An 18,621-nucleotide genomic window follows, 5' to 3' on the forward strand; every position below is an offset into this window, starting at 1 on the left:
TTACTTTCAGGAAGAAAAAACGGAAATTCTAAGCTGAAAAACCTTGAGTTGCCATCAGTAAAAATATATTAATATAATTTTTCGGAAGTGTTAACCCGTGATTTTTCTCATATCGCCATATATTTTATATATCAGAATAATAAAAATGATAAATCAGGTCAGATAAGCATAATGTTTTGATAACTATAGAATTTTAAATGAGCAACATGAATAAAAAGATTAGAGGGGTCTCAGCAGCGCGGCGTTTTTGTATTGAAGGGGGAATCGTTTATTTACTTCATGTCTATATCTTCATACACAACAAAAGAAGGTTTATCCGAATTCTTTGTATCGAAAAATGCTGATTGGTTCAGAGCAACAGCATGCCAAATGGATATGTATCAGTCCTTAATGTAATGGACAGAAAAGGAAGAAAGTGAAGGTGCCACCCGTTTTTAAATGAAGGGAAAACATAATATAGATTATACTTAATACAACAAAATGATTTGAGATACTTAGAGTCAAATGACTAAGTATAGTAAATAATAAGTGAACTAAAATGATTAAGTGATTACGTAAACTAACAAAATAGCCAAAAACGAAAAATATTAGCAATTAAATTAACAGATAAATTACGATTGAGAATAAAAATGAGAAATTTAATTGACATTTGAGAATTAAATATTGTGGGACTTAACTCATTGTGAAATTAGCTTAAATCCAAGCAAAATTTAATGCCAATAATTTTTTTCTAAATAAACGTAACAATATTTACTTAAAGTATTAGTTAACAATGAGTAATTAGATAAAAAGATAATAATAAATAATTGTAGCGGATAAATTATAAAATTTGCATTTCGTCTCACTAAGTTAAGTATTCTTAAGATATGAGATAAAATTAACGATAAAAATACAACTTCCTATAATATATATTATGTAAACTAGAATAAAATGTAATCATACGAAAATGTTCACAGCCTCATATTCCCCTTAAGATTATTATTGTCCCCTAATTTGGCTCAAGTTGACTATAACATTCATTGCTGCTTCCGATGACTCTCAGGGTTCTTCCTATAAGTCGGTTAGTTCTCATATAATAATAAATGGTTTCGAACATGATTCCTTCGGTTGGACCGAATAATTCCAATTATAAATTCCGTTCAAGCTTCGGATGATCATCTCGTGTACTTAGAAGTTGAGAAAAATTATTCCTTGAACACCTTAACTAGTTACACATTCGATTTAAAGCTCTACGGTGAGTTTTTAACTGCTAACAACCGATCATTAGATTTAGATGAACACACATCGTCCAGTGTCCGTCGTTTTGTGCAAGATCTGGTCATCAATCATAGTATTAAGCCAAGAACGATACAACGCCGCATTTCGTGCTTAAAATCATTTAGTAAATATTGTTTAAAAGAAAATTACATGAAGTCTGACTTCACAGCAGGTATTCAAGCACCTAAAGCCGATAAGAATTTACCTAAATATATGACCTTACAGGAGCTTCAAAAATTATTTGCCTATTTAGAACAAGATCCGTGACCGCAAAGAATTAGAAATGAATTAATGTTTAAACTACTCGCAACAACAGGAATGAGACGTCAAGAATTAGTGGATTTAACATGGGAGCAAGTTAATTTAGAAAGTCAAACGATTTTAGTTCGAGGAAAAGGGAGAAAAGAACGCCTCCTCCCCCTTCATCCCATTGTCTTACCGTTATTTCAAGACTATAAAGAAACTCTTTTAGAGCAACAAAAACATTACAGTGAACAGATCTTTTATAATCAGAAAAATAAGCCATTAAATCCCCGTGAATCGCAAAAATATTTAAAGAGATTATAGAACGAGCTGGTCTACCCGCTCACCGATTTTCTCTTCATCATTTAAGGCATACGTTTGCTACCATACTATTACAAGAAAACAAAGATAAAGAGGATTAAAATAAACATAATCAAGAAATTTCAATATATAATACTTCTAATCAAAGTATCCTCAAAAGGAGATAGAAACAACTATGAAAAAGGTGCATATTTTTAGTTTGTATATCTTTGGTTTTCTGTTGCTTTTGTTGCTTTTGTTAAATCTTTTGGAAATTAAAAAATTAGATGAGGGAATTTTCCTTCAAGGCATAGAAGAAAAACTTTTTGACATTAATGAAGGAATACGAGAGATAACTACTGATTAAAAGCATAATTTCCGTAGCACTCCAGAAGAAATATTATCAGCGGCAATGTACTGCAAGGTTCATGAGGACTAATCAACTTGGTTAGTCTTTATTATTTTCATTTGGTGAATGAATTTTACTCATCATATACCAGCTGGAATAAAGGTTTACAACCCGCAAGTACTTCAAAATATTTAAATTAAAATCCCTTTGAGAAACAGCTACCGTGAAAACATCAATATACACAGCCCTCTCTCTATTTTACGGATAAAAAAGCCCGATGGATTCATAATTTTTCCTTCTAGAAATAACCTGAAACGTTAGTTTATTAATATCAAAATAAAAAGGACTCTATACTCGTTTAGTCGACCCCAAGGCTATGCCGATTTTCGTAAGTAAAGGCAACAGTTTTTTTACTTCTTTCTCATTAGTTTTTATTACAATCTCAATACACTTTTCCTCACAGGCTCCAACACAAGATAATTGCGCTTGCCGTAAAGATGGGATTTTGGCACCCCCCTCTTCATCTGGGGCACTATATTGAACTCCATCATCTTCCCAAAAACAAATTTTGCAAATATCATATGTTTCAGTTGGTTCTTTATCTATTGTTTAATAACCCCAACAGATCACCTTAATTCCTACCTATCGTTCAATTAACCAGCCCCTATAGTTAAAGAAAAAAAGCCTTACTTCTTATTGAAGTAAAGCACACATTAACTTAATAAATTTTTGAGAGAGTCAAATAAAGCTTCCACCCCTTAAAAACGATCAACTGAATTCCATAACTTTAAAAGTCCTTAAGGTATGAAAGTTGGAGAAACCATTAACTTTCAACAAATAAAAAAGTAAAAATGACCTATTAGGTCATTGACTCCTATTTAGGATTATGTTTTATTTATTTTTCTTTTTTCAATTTCTTTTTTCACCAAAGGGATTACCGTTTCTTTTACAGTTTTTTGTACTTTTGGATCATTTATTAATTTTTTAAATTTGTTTAACACATTCATACCTCCGATTTATTAAATTTGGGATTTAACTAATATGGAGTTGTGTACTAAAAGGAATAAACGATTCTTCTACATGTCAAACATTTCACAAATGTTAAAAGTGGCAGGCAATTCTTAAAGTAAATTACCCGCAAGAATAAAAAAATCTAAAGAATTCCACAATGCATAAATATATAATCCTCTTCTATGAGCTGTTTTTAATCGTTGTATCTACCTTCGTTTAACAACCTTTTTATATACCATATATGCAATTACAATTAGAGCTAGAATAAAAATTACTTTCATCGAAACCCACTCCCCATCTACTTTTTCTATCCTCTCTTATATACCCGTAATCTGTATTAAGAAACAATGAGATTAAGGAGAGGTTAAAAAACCATAACTAATTTGGTAGAAAATAAAACATTGGTTTCATAATAAATGTCTTGGTTGTAATAACCCAGGTAGAAAATGTATACGACGCTGAAAAGTATTGCGTTTAGCACCTCTCTTTACTCTTTGGGCTTCGAGCAGCAATAATGAAATATCAATTTGTAATCAGTTATTTCCCACATTTCCTATCGTCAATAGCCATGATTACAGAATTTTCTTCTGTAAGAGCCAATTTAAATCGAACATAGGCATACATATTTCTATCCGCAAGGTAATGCACTACTCCCCCCTCCTTTAAGTCTTTTACATCATCTCGTAATTGGAATCAGAAAGAGAAAAATAAAAATCTTTTGGGTGTACATAATATAGGGAATAACCAACGACAGTAAAAGTGTTATGAAAGGGTGAACAAATGGAAAGAAATAACGCGATTGACTTTATTAAATTTTTTGCAATATTTTCCGTTGTAGTCATTCATGTATTCCCAAGGGATAGCCAGATTGGTCTATTTATTCTCGATAACGTCTCAAGGTTTGCGGTGCCATTCTTCTTTACTGCATCTGGTTATTTGTTCGGTAAAAAGATCATACTTACAAGGGAATCCATTGATTATTTTAAAAGGTATATTATAAAAATCTTAAAACTGTATTTATGCTGGCTCTTCTTTTATATGATGTATGATGTTCTTATTCTTTATAAAGTTGCTACCGATGCACCAAAGGAATTTGAGCAATACATTAATCAATTTTCATTTCTTGACCTTGTATATTATGGAACTGGGACTAGCGGATACCAATTGTGGTTTTTAACCGCATTAATTTGGAGTGTTATCATTCTATTCGGTTTTTTTAAGTTAAAAAAAGTTAAGCTTCTTTTGATCATCAGCCTAATTTTAAACTTGTTAGGTCTTTTCGGACAATCGTATTCGATGTTTTATGATTTTCCTCTAAGTACACGGGATGCTTTATTCATTGGTCTTTTTTATACAACTTTGGGCTTCTTCTTTGCGTATAATAATTTCTTTGAAAAGTCAAAATCAATAACAAACAAAACCTACCTATTATTAATTTTTATCTTCTTTACTGTCCAAGTGGTAGAAGGATACGTATTAGATAAGGTGTTATCAGGAAGCTATGGAGAATATTTTATTTCTACTATCTTTTTAACTACATTTCTTTTTTTATTTGCATTAAATAATAAAGCATTGGGGAAGGAGTTGTTTATTACTAAAGTAGGAGGAAGAGCCCTAGGTATATACATTGTTCATGTAGTCTTCATCAATATTTTTGATTTGATTTTATCGGCAGTAAAAATGGAGTATATATCTGACAATTTATTCTTAAAACTCTTTGAGACACTCCTTATAATTTCTATCTCGTACATATCTTATGACCTACTTCAATATTTCAAAAAGCGTTTAAGTAAACTGATAAAAACCAGTTAGTTGAAAATTACAACGATAAAAGAGCATGAGTCCTCAAGTCCCGATGCTTCTTCTTAAAGAATACTGGACACAATAGTGTACCCTTCGGCTTTTTGCTTAAAGTTACAGAATTCCCCCTATCCTCTACTCATTAAATTTTTATTGAATAGGGAGACAACGGTTTTGTGTCATTAATCTTGCGACACTCTTATCATAAATTTAGCTAAGAACGCTCAACGCCGCTTTTTGACCTTAAAATCATTTATTCAATATTGTATATAAGAACAACATTACATGAAGTTTGAATACACACCAGATTTTCAAACACCAACAATCCAATAAGAATTTCCCAATTAGGTGACTTTACAGGAGCATAACAATTAATTTCCTAAACATGCTCGAGATCCCAAATAATTTTTAAATTACTCGTAACTTCTGGAATGAGACGCTAATAAATAGTGAGTTAATGTTGGAGCAAGTAAAATTCAGAAAATCAAACGGCTTTAGTTCGAGAAAATAAGAACGCCTCCTCCCCCTTCGTCATATGGTCTTACACCGTTATTTCAAAAATAAAGAAACTCTTTTTAGGTCAAGATTATTTTTGAACGAGCAGGTCGTCTACCCGCTCACTTATTTTTTCAGCAAGAATAGAGGCATACATGTTTTCATATAAGTTAATTTACGATTAAAACAACAGACGTGTGGTCATGGAACACGTCGTTTTTCTTGTTGCTTTATTATTGGCCATTTCACCTCTATATTTTGCAGTAAATATAAATGGGGAATTATATAGCGTGAGTCGAGTTTGAAGTTAATAACAAGATATATGTTATTGCTTACTGAATAAAGGTCTTCCTTCAACTAACTCTTTAGAACAAACAAAAGCCTACTTAAGGTTGTTTAAAACAGTCGGAAAAAAGGTATGATTTAGACATAAACAAACAAATTTAGTAGAGGGTTATAGGTGAGTTCTCTTCAGAACATCTCGTTTTCATGAACAGGTATAAAAGAAATCCATATTATTGGTTGGAGGAAGCACTTGTGAACAATGAATTAATAATGTTAGGCGAAATGATCATAAAAAAGAAACATGTAATCGCCCATACTGTTCATACAGACAGAATGGCAGGAATTACTATGACAGAACAGGAGAAAAGGGAATTCCGACTGATAGAAGCACATATTTTGGACATTCGAGCTAATTTCATAAGCTTGTTTGGTGAAGCATTAATTGAACATACAGACAATGAAAAAGCCAATGAAAAAATATTCAATTGGGGAATGGAAACTGGGGAATACTTTTACACGCTGGGAGCACCACTTGACGAAGCATTAAAAGATACGAGCTATTACAGAACCTATATATGGAAGGCCATTGAGAATGAAGTAAAAGAAAAAAATCTGTCTGCTTCTACCGTATTTGACGTCATTCATATCATTGATCCCCTCTTAGATCAAGCAGTTTATAGTTTTAGCCTTACCTATGTAAAATCCTATCAAAAAACGCTTGAAAATGCGAAAAGTGCGTTTATGGAACTCTCAGTGCCTGTAATTCCCCTTACAAAAGGTATAGGTGTATTACCGTTGATCGGCAATTTAGATACCGAAAGAGCGCAATTACTTATGGAAGAAACACTTAGTCGTTCAAATGTACTAAAGTTATCCCACCTCATTATTGATGTATCTGGAGTGCTGCTTGTTGATACGATTGTAGCCGATCAGCTATTTAAAGTAATAGATGCCTTATCTCTAACTGGGGTTGAGACCATAATCACAGGAATTCGTCCAGAAGTTGCCCAGACAATGGTAAGTCTCGAAATAAATCTAACGAAATTAAACTCGAAAGCAAGTCTTCAACAAGCATTCAATGAGTTTCAATTATTAAAAAAACTATAAAAAAACGGGTTTAAATAAACAAGCAGATGTATACTAATTAGTACATCTGCTTGTTTATTTACACTTTCTTTTCTCTAATGTAATTCATTTTATTCTAAATCTCCTGTAAATGTTTACATATTTCAAGTTGCGGCCAAAAAATGAGCATCTCATCACACATCATCGTCAAGAAAATTACCCTGCCAATCTTCTAGTTCCTGACTGTTTTGCTGAATAAATAACATCAGGTCAATCATAATGAGGGCAAAATAAAAGAACCCATTCAGTACTGAAAAGATTCTTTAATAATTTAAGGAGAATTTTATGTTCTCATTCCATCTTTTATTTATCTGTGTTGATCTACTAAAATGGGATTACCATCAGGGTCTTCAATTGTAAAGCTTGCAGGGCCTTCGCTTGTCTCATCTGCTTCAGAAATTATTTTAATTCCTTTTGCTTTAAGCTGTTTCTGAATATCGCGTAAGTCAGTAAAAGAATTGAGATTTTCGGCACTTTCATTCCATCCTGGATTAAAGGTCAGAATATTCTTTTCGAACATCCCTTGGAAGAGACCAATTACGCAACTTTCATTCTTCAAAATGAGCCAGTTTTGGGTAATATCCCCGCCTAAAACTTGAAATCCTAGATTTTCGTAAAATGATTTTGATTTGTTAATGTCTTTTACACTTAAGCTTACAGAGAATGCTCCCAGTTTCATATTTCCTCCCGGTAAATAAATTAATAGTTTTGAAAGTTCAGTGCTTAATTAAGTATACCATGATTACTTTGAAGAACACATTTTAGTTTGTCCGACTTTTACAAAGTTAGCTAAATAAGCCATATTTAAAAACAGCACTTTTCAACTACTCTACCCTTTTAGTTGAATAAATAAAAAGCTTCCATAAAGTCAGCTCCGATCAGCTAACGCACCAGTTATAAGCTCTAATGTCCAGTCAGTTTATACCCCTCTACTCGAATCACGATGGATTATTAATTCATTAGTTGTGGTGATTTGGTTTGTTCTCCCGCTTTCTCATTAATTTAAGACTCGGCCCATTAAAAAAGCGCCTTTCTCAGAGGGCGCTAAGCCTGTTAATTTATAGTTAATAATTGATTCCCTATATATATAATAGAGTAACTGTTGGATTTACCCTTTTGATATAGTGAAGGACTCAAAGTTACATTCTTTTAAAGCATCATCAATTAATGAAAGCTGATCATTAATCATCGACAAGTAGAAAATATGATAGTCATTTATTTTTTCCTTTAACTCCAACAGCAGCGTTTTGTCCCTTAGTAGAAGGTAAATCTCTTCTGGATGTAACATATCACTTCTCCTTATAGTTAGGATATTACCTTTTACCCCAATTATTACAATTATTAACTTTTGATTAGGTGTTCTACACCATAATTCTCTAGGGAAATTAAGAAGAAGTTTCTTAATAGTCCTAGGACTATACGTTTCATAAGGGGTTGGCCTATGACAGTTCCTTCATTTTGAAGTAAAGTCCCGATAGTTGAAGAAGCACAACGAATAGTATAAAAAATATTTATTAAAAAGGTTGTCATACATTAACCTTTAAAGTCGATTATGCCCCCTTCTTACCATGTTGTGTTAGACTATATATATAAAACCATTTTATCTTGGGACAATTTTACTTTTCTTAGTCACCCTTGTATAAGGAAAGGAGTTTAAGAAATGGAGAAAATCAGCGTTTTTCTGGATGACTATCGGAAAGCTCCCGATGGCTATGTGTTAGTCGAGACTATTGACGAATGTATAGATCTATTGCAAAACTTTGATATTGAACATCTCTCTTTGGACCATGATTTATTAAATAAAACCAGGAATGGTTTTATGCTTGTACAAAAGATGATCAAAGAAAAACTATTTGCCAATCGCATTACCATTCACTCTGCCAATTCAGTAGGCGGTAAAGCTATGTATAACTGTTTAAAACAAGCACAACGTAATTTAACAATGCCCCCTGCCATTATTGTATCTTTACGACCACTGCCCCTCAAATTCTTCCCTCCAAGGGTTCTGCAGCATTATATAGAAATACGGTAAACTCTTCTCTATTATATTTCATCCTTTTAATTAAATCAGTTAGTTGGAATGGTAAGACTGATTAAGACTCATATACCTGGTTTTTTATTTAATTTATAGACAGTTAAGATAAATCATTATTCGAAAGGGCAACTTTATCACAATTTGAGTTGCCCTTTTTTATTCCTTACATACTTTGCCGTCATATCAGTAAAAAGCTTCTTGCTACTCTCCATGTGAAACACCCTAATAAAAGGAAGAAGTTGCACCAAATACTTCATATCAAATTGAATTCAGGATTGATCTAAGGCTTCCTTCAGATTCCGTGTCATCACGTACACTTTTATCTTTTAATGGTTCAGCATAACCCAACTCCCATAGCAGTTTGCCAAGTAAAGTTCGTGCCTGGCCCACAAAAAGTCGAGATTTCATTAATACTGAAGTTTCGACTTTTTATGTTCTATGTAATTTTCAGTTAACTTACGTCCCTTCTTCCCTATGTAATAATAAATCCCGTTGGTTTCTATATGACATTTCCAACTACCTTATGCTTTCAAGTTTCTGTATGGTATGTCTCAAACGGCACAAAACATAATGTTACATTCTTCAAGATTGAAGAATGTTTTACAGTTAAAGAATGAATATAGCAAATTAATTCAACAAAATATTAAAAAAACAGCCAGTAAAGGATGATTCCTGATATACTATTAAAAACAAGAAAACGGAGTGATTTACTTGGAATTGCAAATTGGATCACATGACATAGACTTCCATCAATTGATTGAATACTCCCTGAATTCAATTTGGATTGTTGGTGAAGAAGGAAAAATCCTTTACTGTAATAAAGCTTGTTTGGAATTGCTTAAGTTAGCTTCTCCTGAGGATATTTTATATAAAAAATTGTACGCTTTTTTCCCATCAGAAATCCATGCTGGTTGTAAAGAACGGTTAAATAAGGTTCTTAAAAATCAAGATATAGTAGAACTTGAAGAACAAAAAATGATTTGTGGCGATGGAGAGGTCATCGATATTGAAGTAACAGCTGCCCCTTTTTATTTAAAAGACATGGTTTTGGCTCAAGTCATTATTCGAAACATTACAGATCGCAAAAGAGCAGAAAGAGCAGAGATTCTTTTGAAAGAAAGAGTGAAATTAGCATCAATCGGTCAAATAGCTGCTGGGATTGTTCATGAAGTTAAAAACCCACTTACAACAGTAAAGGGATTTTTACAGCTATTAAAAGAATCCCAGCCCCATCCTTATTTTGATACGATAGAAGCTGAATTAGAAAAAGCATTAGAAGCTCTGCAAAATCTACTGCACGTTTCTAAACCTGATTTACATGAGGAACCCTTTGTTCCCATTGACTTATGTAAGGAGTTAGCTTCTATTTTGTTTTTATTCCAAGAAAAACTTTATAAGGTGGAAATAGAATGGGCTCTAAGGGATACTGAGAGAAAAGTTGTTGGAAAGAGAAATTTATTTCTAAAAGCCTTTTTTAACCTATTGAAGAATGCAATTGAGGCAATGGATGAAATTCAAGGCAAGGGTAAAATTAGAATTGAACATTATTATAAAAATGGACAGATTCATATAAAAGTGAGTGATACAGGAGTAGGAATATCTGAAGAAAAATTAAAGCTACTTGGAACACCTTTCTTTTCCACCAAAAGTGAAGGAACAGGATTAGGTCTAACTCAAGTATATACAACGATACACAAACATGGAGGAAATATCTCAGTTCAAAGTGTAGTTGGAAAAGGAACTACCTTTCATGTTCAGCTTCCTGTTAAATAAAAAAAATTTCTATATCCTTAATGACGTTTGTCAGTAAAAGAAAGTGCTAAAAGTTTACCCGCCTATTGGGGGCAGTTTTGCCCTTTTAAAGTGTTTTCTTGGATCTGTTTTTGTATGCCCTTTTCCACCTTCTATTTTTCATGGATGTTCAATTAGGTTTATTCTCCGCTTTAATTCCCCTTTTCATATATCTCAAACTTTATTTCCTTCCCCAAACTAAACTCCAACACCTTGATCCATTATATAAGTGAATTTTCATAATTATCTTCTACATAATTAATTCCCTTGACTGTATTCCACTTAAAATTGGGCTAATACCATGGAAATATCTAGTTGTTAACTTGTTAATCACTATGAAAAAGAACTTCCTTATTTGCTAAGTTAACCAGGATTTAAATAATGCACGAATGCTAAGAATATTTGTTATTGATCGAATTTTAAAAACGAAAAACCTATTTATTAAAATTTAGGATGTTTTCCTTACTATGATAAATAAATTTGGTTTGTAATTTTCGTATATGCTAAATTCTTAAATATTTATCACTTGACCTAGAGTTGACTCTAAGGTGTAAAGTGGTAACAGTAATGACGGAGGTGATCAATCATGTACCGAATTGGAGAGCTCTCTAAGCTATTAGGTGTTAGTGAACATACGCTTCGTTATTATGAAAAGGAAGGTTTAGTAGTACCGTTGCGTAAAGGGAAGAATCGTATTTATTCGGATGAGGATAAAGAAAGGCTCGAGTTTATCTTTCATATGAAAAATACAGGAATGGCACTTGTTGATATTAAGGAGTATACCTTAATGCGTAAAGACGAAAATGGTGACAAACATGCACAAGAATTGATGGAGATATTGGTAAAGCATCGAGACGAAGTTGCTGCACAACTGAAGATTTACCAAGAGAATCTTGAACTGATGGATAATAAAATTTCAAAATATCAAAAATTATTAAACGAACATCAGGATAAGGATTTATTTGATACTTTCGTTGATCAAAAGAAAAAAGGAAATTGAAATAGTAAATGAAAAAGAATTAACATCAATTCAAAAATCAGCAATCATGTTGGCGAAAAAAGTTGTTTTACAAGACTAGGAGGATGAACTAACAATGACAAAAATAACATCTATTGAAAAAGAAGCAATTTTTCCAATTGGGGAGCCGGTTAAAAATGAATATTTCGTTGGAACAGCATACTTGGAAATGCTCTTAACTGACTCTGCTTTGAATGCACCAATCGGAAATGTAACATTTGAACCTGGTGCTCGCAATAACTGGCACACTCATGCAGCAGGGCAAATCCTATTAGTGACAGCCGGTGAAGGTTGGTATCAGGAAGAAGGTAAACCAGGACAACTTCTAAAGGCAGGGGATGTTGTAAATATCCCTGCAGGTGTCAAGCATTGGCATGGTGCTGTGAAAGACAGTTGGTTTGTCCATCTTGCTTTAACACCAGGCGAAACTACTTGGTTAGAACCGGTAACTGAAGAAGATTATCAACAATTATAAAAAATTTCTGGGAGGAAGATAAAATTGCAAATGTTGAAGGGAAAGTTGTTGTAATTACTGGTGCAGCGCATGGCATTAATGTCGGAGGAGCTGTTTATAGCACAACAAAAGCAGCGGTAAATATGATTAGTGAAACGTTACGTCAAGAGGAAGCAGTTGCTGGAATAATGTTCGGGTGTCGATTGTTTCTCCAGGAGCTATCGCAACAGAATTGACGGAAACTATTACTGACACAGACTTGAAAGGCCCGTTCGAAGAATTATACAATGCTTTTGCGATTAGTCCAGAGCGTATTGCGGAAACGATTCTGTTTGCTTTAAATCAGCCTGAAGATGTTACCGTAAATGAGTTTATTGTAAGACCATCTCGACAACAGCCGTAATCTGTAAAAGTTACTAGAGGTAGAAAAGCATTTTAAAAAAATCAATATCTTAGAAGGAATGATACTTCCTAGTCCTCCCTAATAAAATAAGACCTATTAATGGAAGCAACTTTATTTTCGAAGTTGTTGATGTTCTTTTAGGAGGTTCAAGTGGGAGTTAACTCATGCTTGCTAATAGAGATACATTACGATTCCATTGCCGTTTATGCCCATGTCGCGAACAAGCTTTTTATGTATTTGGAAAAGGGAAAAAGAACGGTTGCTGCTCTATTCGCATTTCCCCTCTCTTCTCTTTATATGATCAACAAGGGATTCGTTATAACCGTTCATTGTTGAACAGTCACTAAATGTATGCGTAATATTCGTAAAATAAATAAAAAAAGCAATTCACATGAAGTGTAATTGCTTTTTTTATTGAGCATTTCGTTAATGTTTGAGCTTCATCCACTTATCGCCTGGTATTAAATAACTTCATCAGAAATTCCATTATTTTGCCTGGTTTACAACTGACATTACTTGTCTATTACGATTGATAAAATCGTAATGGTGCTTATAATGCAGAGTGTGCCGAGCCACTCGGCAAAACCGAATGTTACATTCAGCCAGAAAACGGATATTAAGGTTGCGGATAATGGCTCAACCGAAGCAAATAAACTTACCTCTGAAGCAGAGATGAATTTTGTACTTTCCAAATAGAAATAAAAAGCAATGATCGTACCGAAAATGATGATGAACAAAACGGCTGAAAATGAAGGTAACGTCCAATTGCCTTCAAATGCCCATGGAGGATGGATCATGCTAAAGCATATGCCTCCAATCAACATGCCCCATCCCACAACAATCATTGAACCCCACTTTGAAAGGAGTTTATAAGGCTGCAATGTATAGAAAGCCAATGCAAAGGCTGATGTTACTCCCCAAAATACTGCCCACCCTGAAATGGAAAGTGTACGAACGCTTCCTCCCGTCACAAGCAAAAAAGTGCCTAAAATCGCTATGACCACAGCTACACTCACAGTAATGCTTGGAAAACGTTTGGAACGAATGGCTAAATAACAAGTGATCAGGGCCGGTGCCAAGTATTGAAGGACAGTGGCAGTGGCTGCGTTGCCATGTTCAATTGCTGCAAAATATGTGTACTGAACAGCGAGCATTCCCAGAATGGCAAAAAGGATAATTTGAAGAGCATCTTTTTTAGTTTTCCAAATCTCAAAAACTTTCAGTCTGTCATTCTTATAAGCGAGCCCCAATAAGATGATGCCAGATAGCAACAAGCGTACAACAGTGAGCCACTCAGGACTGAAACCTTGCTGCTGAAATAGATATTGAGCTGCCGTCCCTGATACTCCCCATAACGTAGCGCCAGTCAGTACTAGTGCAATCCCTTTATTTCTTGAAGGTGATATAGCAACTAAAGTATCATTACTCATTTTTTTCTTCCCCACTTTTTACACGTTCCGTATTGGCTTGAATTCTAAAGTAACTTTCTTTCCAATTCTTTTCTATCACCTTAAGCACCAAAGTGAGATTTCCATTCCTTAATGCCTGTATGATCTGTTCATGCTCATCAACGGAAAGATGAACATTACTTACCTGATTGAAATAAAACAGTTCCATTCTTATAAGTTTTTGTTTGAGTCCCGATAGAATCCGCTTCAATTCATCATTTTTAGAAAGATTGATGTAAATGGAATGAAAGTCATTATCTTTCTGGACAGCCACTATTTGATTTCCATCTTCGATTGCTTTTTTCACTTCATGATTGATGGCTTCCATCTCAATTAAGTGTCTTTCTTCAATGAAATCAAAAGCCTGTTCCATAGCCAACTTTTCCAGTGTCCAAACCATAGAATATATGTTTAATACTCCTTCGAATCGAATAGGGGAAACAATAGTTGAACGGCTCGGCTTGGTTTCTACAAATCCCTCATCCTCTAGCCTTAAAAGTGCTTCTCTAATAGGGGTTCTGCTTACTCCCAATTGTTCGGCTAATTCTTTGTCGCGTAATTGTTGGCCTGGCGTCAGGATTCCCTGGACAATCCAATCCCGCAAAATCAGGTATGCTTCTTCACGTACAGAAGTACGTTTAATTTTTTGTGATGAATTTGAATGTACCAATGGCTATACCTCCTTAAAATACCAATATATAATATGCAATATATCACATATTGCAGGCTGTTGGAATAGAGGTTAGAAAATTAAAATATGGAGTCCTTTGATAAAACATCAAGCTTTGTACACTAGACTGAGTCTTACAGTATTTATAGTATATAACTCCTAAAACTCCACAAAAGTTGGATCGTTTTCCCTCACCCATTGGATACCTCTCCACTTTACTAAACATTTCAAGTGAAGTTTGGTGTTTCTAAAAAAATGTCTTGAAAATGTCTTGGTGCTTCCCGCACTCATTACAGGAATATTCTATTTCTAATGCATCTTCAGTTACTGTATGAACTGTCTCTTTTTTACAAGCTTCACAAAATCTCTTTTCTGATATTTCTTTCATTTATCATTCACGCTCCGTCTTCCATCATTGTTTTGTAGCCTTGTTAATATTATTTTGCGAATATCCTTCAGAAATAATACCTTTTTCCTGAAGGACTTCAAAAAGAAGATAATGAATTCAGAGAAAAAGGTACTGGAATAGTTAATTTCACCTCGGATTCCAAGACATCAAAGCTGCATGAAACGGATATTCGTATTCGAAAACTCCTTCTTTTTCCACCACATATTTATTAAGGATCGTTTTTACTTCATCATAGGAAAAATGTTCATCGAGAATTTTTGTTGTATTATCACGAATCATTTCTTCATAGGTGGAATAGATTTTTTTACTTTTCAATTTAACGATCTTACAGTCCGCCAGTATTCCAAGTTGATACAAAACATTCAAGATGTGTATGTAATCCCGCTTTCTTAAATTGATCGTATATCCTCGTTGCTTCAATTCCATATAATGAGGTTTTTCTGGTCCGGTTGTCATACCTACTATCACTAAACGGGCTGCAGACTCATTCATTTTTAATAAAGTTTGACCGATTTCTGTCATACGGTAATAACAATTAAAACCAAATACTACATCGTATTTGTCTCTTTTCGTATCACTTTCCCACTTATCATGAATCAACTCCATGTTTTCGAAACCTTTTTCGTTCGCCTGGGATTCCAAAAAATTGATAATGCTTTTGGAACTATCTATACAAGTTAGCTTCCTGACTTCTGTTGCAATATCAAATGTATAATTGCCCCATCCAGGGCCGATTTCCAATACATGATCATCCTGTTTTAATAATGCCAGTAATTCTTGCTGTACAAGTTTTGCATAAGGATCCGCTTTATGTTGTTTTTTCCCTGCCACCCTGGAAGACCAAAAAGCTTCTTCTGCAGCATCATCTTTTAGCCTGTTAGGAATTTTTCCTGTATGATCAACCATCGCCTGTTTCCAAAGTTCAATATAATCTGTCATCTTTTCTCCCCTGAATTCATATGTATTTATCGGTTTTTACTGTGGTTTGGAGTTGCTCCTTATCGTTTAATTCATATTGAAGCAAACAGCCAAATACTTCCTCTAATAAATATATTAGCATACCAAAGCTAAAACTTTTGTTTTACACATAAGAAAAAGGAGCAAAAACTTTGCTCCTGAATCAAATATTGCTTATTTTCCTTTTTTATGGCTGAACTTTTATCTTTTCGATATAGCAGACCACGTATTTTCAAGCCACTTATCAAAGTCTGCTCCTTTTTCACCCTCATAGGTATCATATATATCCATTCTCATCTTCTGGAGTTTCTCTTTGAATTCAGTATATGAGTGATCTTCAGGTAAACTCTTCTTGATTCTGACTAAGATTTTGGTCAATCCTTTAACCAACTCGCCCTTTTTCCTTGCTGGCAATTGAACATCCTCGCCTAATCTTTTCAATTGACGGTAGGCGGCCTCTTGAACTTTATATACAGAATCAGTATTCATGATATGTGTGAGAATGTCGATTACTTGTTTACCTTTTGACTGACCCAATTCTTCGATCGCATCTAAACGGTCTCTCCAATTAGATTTGCGATTGGCAGATTTTTTTAATTCCTCATAGTTGGCAGGTAACTCGATACCTTTTGTTTCTTTGTTATTCAAATGAATCATTTCTCCTTCTGTCTTTATGTAATCCGGATATTCATATGTTAATCCGCTACTACAATAATCCTATTACCAGGAATGGTTTATTCCATTCCTTATTATACCCTTTTCCATATTTTAATATAGTTAAATTTCTTAGTCATCTGCTGTATCTTCTCAATCAGTCGGATGCTGGGGGCGCGATGCTTCGCTTCTACAAACTTACTGGCACCTATCTTCAACATAAAAAGGCATAAATCCTGCCTGGATTCATGCCTTTTTATGTTGAAGATGAAGTATGCTTTTCTAATTATGTTGTAAAAAACAGGAAATAATAGCACGAATTAGTCCACGTAATGTTTTTTATAATCTGGATGGATAGAAAACTTTTTACGTAAATTGGCGAGGTTTACACCAAAACTCTCTTCTAAAAGTTCTCTATGTTTCTCCATGATTTCCATGAGATACAAATCATGAATCATGACTTCTGTAATGGGCATTACCAAACCTACATGCATGGTCCATGCTGCACGGCTATCTTTACCAAGCGAGACTATACCTGCTACTACTTCTGAATCATCTCCACTAATAACAAGCCAGCGTCCACCATACTCTTCTGTAATTTCATAACCCATATAATGGAGGTAAACATTAGCAAAATCACAGACGATTTCCCCATAGGCAATAATTGTTACATTGACCCCTCTATTTGCTGCCTGCCTTAGTTCAGACTCTAATACTTCGAATTCGTCTTCCCAAATCTCTAAAAGTATTCTTTTTTTAGCAGATAATATACAAGTTTTTACCTTATCGAGTATTTCATTGCGTCCCATGATATTCCAGATATTTTCACGATGATTTGCAGAACGTTCAAATTCCGCTAATGATTTTTCAGCCAGTTCAAAATTCTCTTCTGCTTTCATCCGACGGTTTTTTATTAGCTCCTTTGCAGGAACAGGAGTATACTGTGGTGTGTTTCCAGGACTAACCAGAATATCTCCCCTTATTGCGAGACTGTCCAGAATTTCATATATTCTTGAACGTGGTACACCGGAGTTTTTTGCTACTGCATAGCCTGTTAATGGCGATTCTTCCAATAACGTAAGATATGCTTTGGCTTCATATTCGGTAAAATTTAGATTTTTTAATGTTTCTAAAATGTTTTCTTTCATAAACCCTCCACCACAACCTTAGTTGCTACCTTTGTAACTAATATTTTAGCAAAATCTGTTGACGTTTTCCATATTCCTCTAATATACTTACATAAGTAGTTACCTTAGTAGTCACTATTAAAAAGAGAGGAGAAATAGTATGGATAGCTTACTTACATACATATCAATAGTTGCAATGATGGTTATAATACCTGGAGCAGATACTATGCTCTTAGTGAAAAACACGCTTAGCTATGGTCCAAAAGCGGGACGTTATACCGTTCTCGGAATGGCAACGGGACTTTCTTTTTGGACGCTTATTGCTATTCTTGGACTATCTGTTGTCATTGCAAAGTCTGTGATTCTTTTCAGTACAATCAAATATTTGGGAGCCGCCTACTTAATTTATTTAGGGATCAAAAGTTTTTTTGCTAAAAGCGTTTTTTCTTTAAAAGAAATTCAAGCACAAGCAAATACACCTACGAATTATTCAAATCGGCATAATAAAGATTCCTTTATGCAAGCATTACTTAATAATATCCTTAATCCAAAGACCGTTTTAGTTTATATAACAATCATGCCGCAATTTATCAATTTGAACGGAAATGTAAACCAGCAATTGATTATATTAGCCCTCATCTTAACCTTACTCGCTGTATTGTGGTTTCTATTTCTTGTTTATCTGATTGATTACGCAAAAAAATGGATGAACAACTCCAAATTCCAAAAAGCATTCCAAAAATCAACTGGCTTAATTTTAATAGGTTTTGGCATAAAAACAGGAATTTAA

General features: G+C 34.0%; 20 protein-coding genes. 12 read left to right on the forward strand and 8 right to left on the reverse strand.

Translation table 11 applies throughout. The features are described from left to right. The first annotated feature begins 1,161 nt into the window (after nt 1-1,161). From NYE63_RS14030 to NYE63_RS14040, 3 genes are all read left to right on the forward strand, one after another. Entirely contained in the window at nt 1,162-1,524 is a 363-nt protein-coding gene (locus NYE63_RS14030) for a site-specific integrase (RefSeq protein WP_342605620.1), read from the forward strand. Nucleotides 1,525-1,533: 9 nt separating this feature from the next. After that, entirely contained in the window at nt 1,534-1,824 is a 291-nt protein-coding gene (locus tag NYE63_RS14035; RefSeq protein WP_342605764.1) for a tyrosine-type recombinase/integrase, read from the forward strand. 172 nt (nt 1,825-1,996) lie between these two features. After that, on the forward strand, nt 1,997-2,167 hold the full coding sequence (locus NYE63_RS14040) for a hypothetical protein (protein ID WP_342605621.1): 171 nt from the start codon (nt 1,997-1,999) through the stop codon (nt 2,165-2,167). Between the two features lie 330 nt (nt 2,168-2,497). Here NYE63_RS14040 and NYE63_RS14045 read toward each other — a convergent pair whose 3' ends face one another. Beyond that, nucleotides 2,498-2,755 carry a CPCC family cysteine-rich protein gene (locus NYE63_RS14045; RefSeq protein WP_342605765.1) on the reverse strand — a complete coding sequence of 86 codons (258 nt, stop codon included), beginning with the start codon at nt 2,753-2,755 and terminating at the stop codon, nt 2,498-2,500. A 1,185-nt stretch (nt 2,756-3,940) separates the two neighbouring features. Here NYE63_RS14045 and NYE63_RS14050 point away from each other — a divergent pair. Together NYE63_RS14050 and NYE63_RS14055 are read left to right on the forward strand one after the other, a co-directional pair. After that, nucleotides 3,941-4,972 carry an acyltransferase gene (locus tag NYE63_RS14050; protein WP_342605622.1) on the forward strand — a complete coding sequence of 344 codons (1,032 nt, stop codon included), beginning with the start codon at nt 3,941-3,943 and terminating at the stop codon, nt 4,970-4,972. A 1,020-nt stretch (nt 4,973-5,992) separates the two neighbouring features. Next, nucleotides 5,993-6,847: an STAS domain-containing protein gene (locus NYE63_RS14055; RefSeq protein ID WP_342605623.1), complete on the forward strand. Its 855-nt coding sequence runs from the start codon at nt 5,993-5,995 to the stop codon at nt 6,845-6,847. Nucleotides 6,848-7,172: 325 nt separating this feature from the next. Here NYE63_RS14055 and NYE63_RS14060 read toward each other — a convergent pair whose 3' ends face one another. Beyond that, a complete protein-coding gene (locus tag NYE63_RS14060; RefSeq protein WP_342605624.1) occupies nt 7,173-7,544 on the reverse strand; it encodes a VOC family protein in 372 nt (123 codons plus the stop codon). Between the two features lie 429 nt (nt 7,545-7,973). Continuing rightward, a complete protein-coding gene (locus tag NYE63_RS14065; RefSeq protein WP_342605625.1) occupies nt 7,974-8,153 on the reverse strand; it encodes a hypothetical protein in 180 nt (59 codons plus the stop codon). Nucleotides 8,154-8,525: 372 nt separating this feature from the next. Between NYE63_RS14065 and NYE63_RS14070 the strand changes: the two genes are divergently transcribed. From NYE63_RS14070 to NYE63_RS14095, 6 genes are all read left to right on the forward strand, one after another. Next, complete coding sequence (locus NYE63_RS14070) at nt 8,526-8,897, forward strand: cyclic-phosphate processing receiver domain-containing protein (protein ID WP_342605626.1); 372 nt, start codon at nt 8,526-8,528, stop codon at nt 8,895-8,897. Between the two features lie 705 nt (nt 8,898-9,602). Continuing rightward, nucleotides 9,603-10,673, forward strand: a complete 1,071-nt coding sequence (locus tag NYE63_RS14075; RefSeq protein ID WP_342605627.1) for an ATP-binding protein — start codon at nt 9,603-9,605, stop codon at nt 10,671-10,673. Between the two features lie 604 nt (nt 10,674-11,277). Continuing rightward, entirely contained in the window at nt 11,278-11,691 is a 414-nt protein-coding gene (locus tag NYE63_RS14080) for a MerR family transcriptional regulator (protein WP_342605628.1), read from the forward strand. A 103-nt stretch (nt 11,692-11,794) separates the two neighbouring features. Then, complete coding sequence (locus tag NYE63_RS14085) at nt 11,795-12,184, forward strand: cupin domain-containing protein (protein ID WP_342605766.1); 390 nt, start codon at nt 11,795-11,797, stop codon at nt 12,182-12,184. A 175-nt stretch (nt 12,185-12,359) separates the two neighbouring features. Beyond that, entirely contained in the window at nt 12,360-12,566 is a 207-nt protein-coding gene (locus NYE63_RS14090; protein WP_342605629.1) for a hypothetical protein, read from the forward strand. A 150-nt stretch (nt 12,567-12,716) separates the two neighbouring features. Continuing rightward, a complete protein-coding gene (locus tag NYE63_RS14095; protein ID WP_342605630.1) occupies nt 12,717-12,902 on the forward strand; it encodes a hypothetical protein in 186 nt (61 codons plus the stop codon). A gap of 176 nt (nt 12,903-13,078) precedes the next feature. On the opposite strand, the gene NYE63_RS14100 is transcribed toward NYE63_RS14095, so the two are convergent. The 5 genes from NYE63_RS14100 to NYE63_RS14120 form a co-directional block, all read right to left on the reverse strand. Further along, nucleotides 13,079-13,996 carry an EamA family transporter gene (locus NYE63_RS14100; protein ID WP_342605631.1) on the reverse strand — a complete coding sequence of 306 codons (918 nt, stop codon included), beginning with the start codon at nt 13,994-13,996 and terminating at the stop codon, nt 13,079-13,081. Continuing rightward, entirely contained in the window at nt 13,989-14,684 is a 696-nt protein-coding gene (locus tag NYE63_RS14105; protein ID WP_342605632.1) for a GntR family transcriptional regulator, read from the reverse strand. Before NYE63_RS14105 ends, NYE63_RS14100 begins: the two co-directional genes overlap by 8 nt. A gap of 535 nt (nt 14,685-15,219) precedes the next feature. Further along, on the reverse strand, nt 15,220-16,032 hold the full coding sequence (locus NYE63_RS14110) for a methyltransferase domain-containing protein (protein ID WP_342605633.1): 813 nt from the start codon (nt 16,030-16,032) through the stop codon (nt 15,220-15,222). 219 nt (nt 16,033-16,251) lie between these two features. Further along, entirely contained in the window at nt 16,252-16,698 is a 447-nt protein-coding gene (locus NYE63_RS14115) for a HEAT repeat domain-containing protein (protein WP_342605634.1), read from the reverse strand. Nucleotides 16,699-17,024: 326 nt separating this feature from the next. Beyond that, a complete protein-coding gene (locus NYE63_RS14120; protein ID WP_342605635.1) occupies nt 17,025-17,852 on the reverse strand; it encodes a TrmB family transcriptional regulator in 828 nt (275 codons plus the stop codon). A 139-nt stretch (nt 17,853-17,991) separates the two neighbouring features. Between NYE63_RS14120 and NYE63_RS14125 the strand changes: the two genes are divergently transcribed. Continuing rightward, nucleotides 17,992-18,621, forward strand: coding sequence for a homoserine/threonine efflux transporter (locus tag NYE63_RS14125; protein ID WP_342605636.1), 630 nt, complete (start codon nt 17,992-17,994; stop codon nt 18,619-18,621).

This window comes from Peribacillus sp. FSL E2-0159, from assembly GCF_038643155.1.
GTDB classification, from domain to species: Bacteria; Bacillota; Bacilli; order Bacillales; family DSM-1321; genus Peribacillus; species Peribacillus simplex.

Bases quoted from the DNA above. Each gene is read 5' to 3' on its own strand.
- NYE63_RS14050 (WP_342605622.1), top strand. From the start codon at position 3,941: ATGGAAAGAAATAACGCGATTGACTTTATTAAATTTTTTGCAATATTT.
- NYE63_RS14065 (WP_342605625.1), bottom strand. From the start codon at position 8,153: ATGTTACATCCAGAAGAGATTTACCTTCTACTAAGGGACAAAACGCTG.
- NYE63_RS14110 (WP_342605633.1), bottom strand. From the start codon at position 16,032: ATGACAGATTATATTGAACTTTGGAAACAGGCGATGGTTGATCATACA.
- NYE63_RS14040 (WP_342605621.1), top strand. From the start codon at position 1,997: ATGAAAAAGGTGCATATTTTTAGTTTGTATATCTTTGGTTTTCTGTTG.
- NYE63_RS14080 (WP_342605628.1), top strand. From the start codon at position 11,278: ATGTACCGAATTGGAGAGCTCTCTAAGCTATTAGGTGTTAGTGAACAT.
- NYE63_RS14070 (WP_342605626.1), top strand. From the start codon at position 8,526: ATGGAGAAAATCAGCGTTTTTCTGGATGACTATCGGAAAGCTCCCGAT.
- NYE63_RS14100 (WP_342605631.1), bottom strand. From the start codon at position 13,996: ATGAGTAATGATACTTTAGTTGCTATATCACCTTCAAGAAATAAAGGG.
- NYE63_RS14060 (WP_342605624.1), bottom strand. From the start codon at position 7,544: ATGAAACTGGGAGCATTCTCTGTAAGCTTAAGTGTAAAAGACATTAAC.
- NYE63_RS14125 (WP_342605636.1), top strand. From the start codon at position 17,992: ATGGATAGCTTACTTACATACATATCAATAGTTGCAATGATGGTTATA.
- NYE63_RS14120 (WP_342605635.1), bottom strand. From the start codon at position 17,852: ATGAAAGAAAACATTTTAGAAACATTAAAAAATCTAAATTTTACCGAA.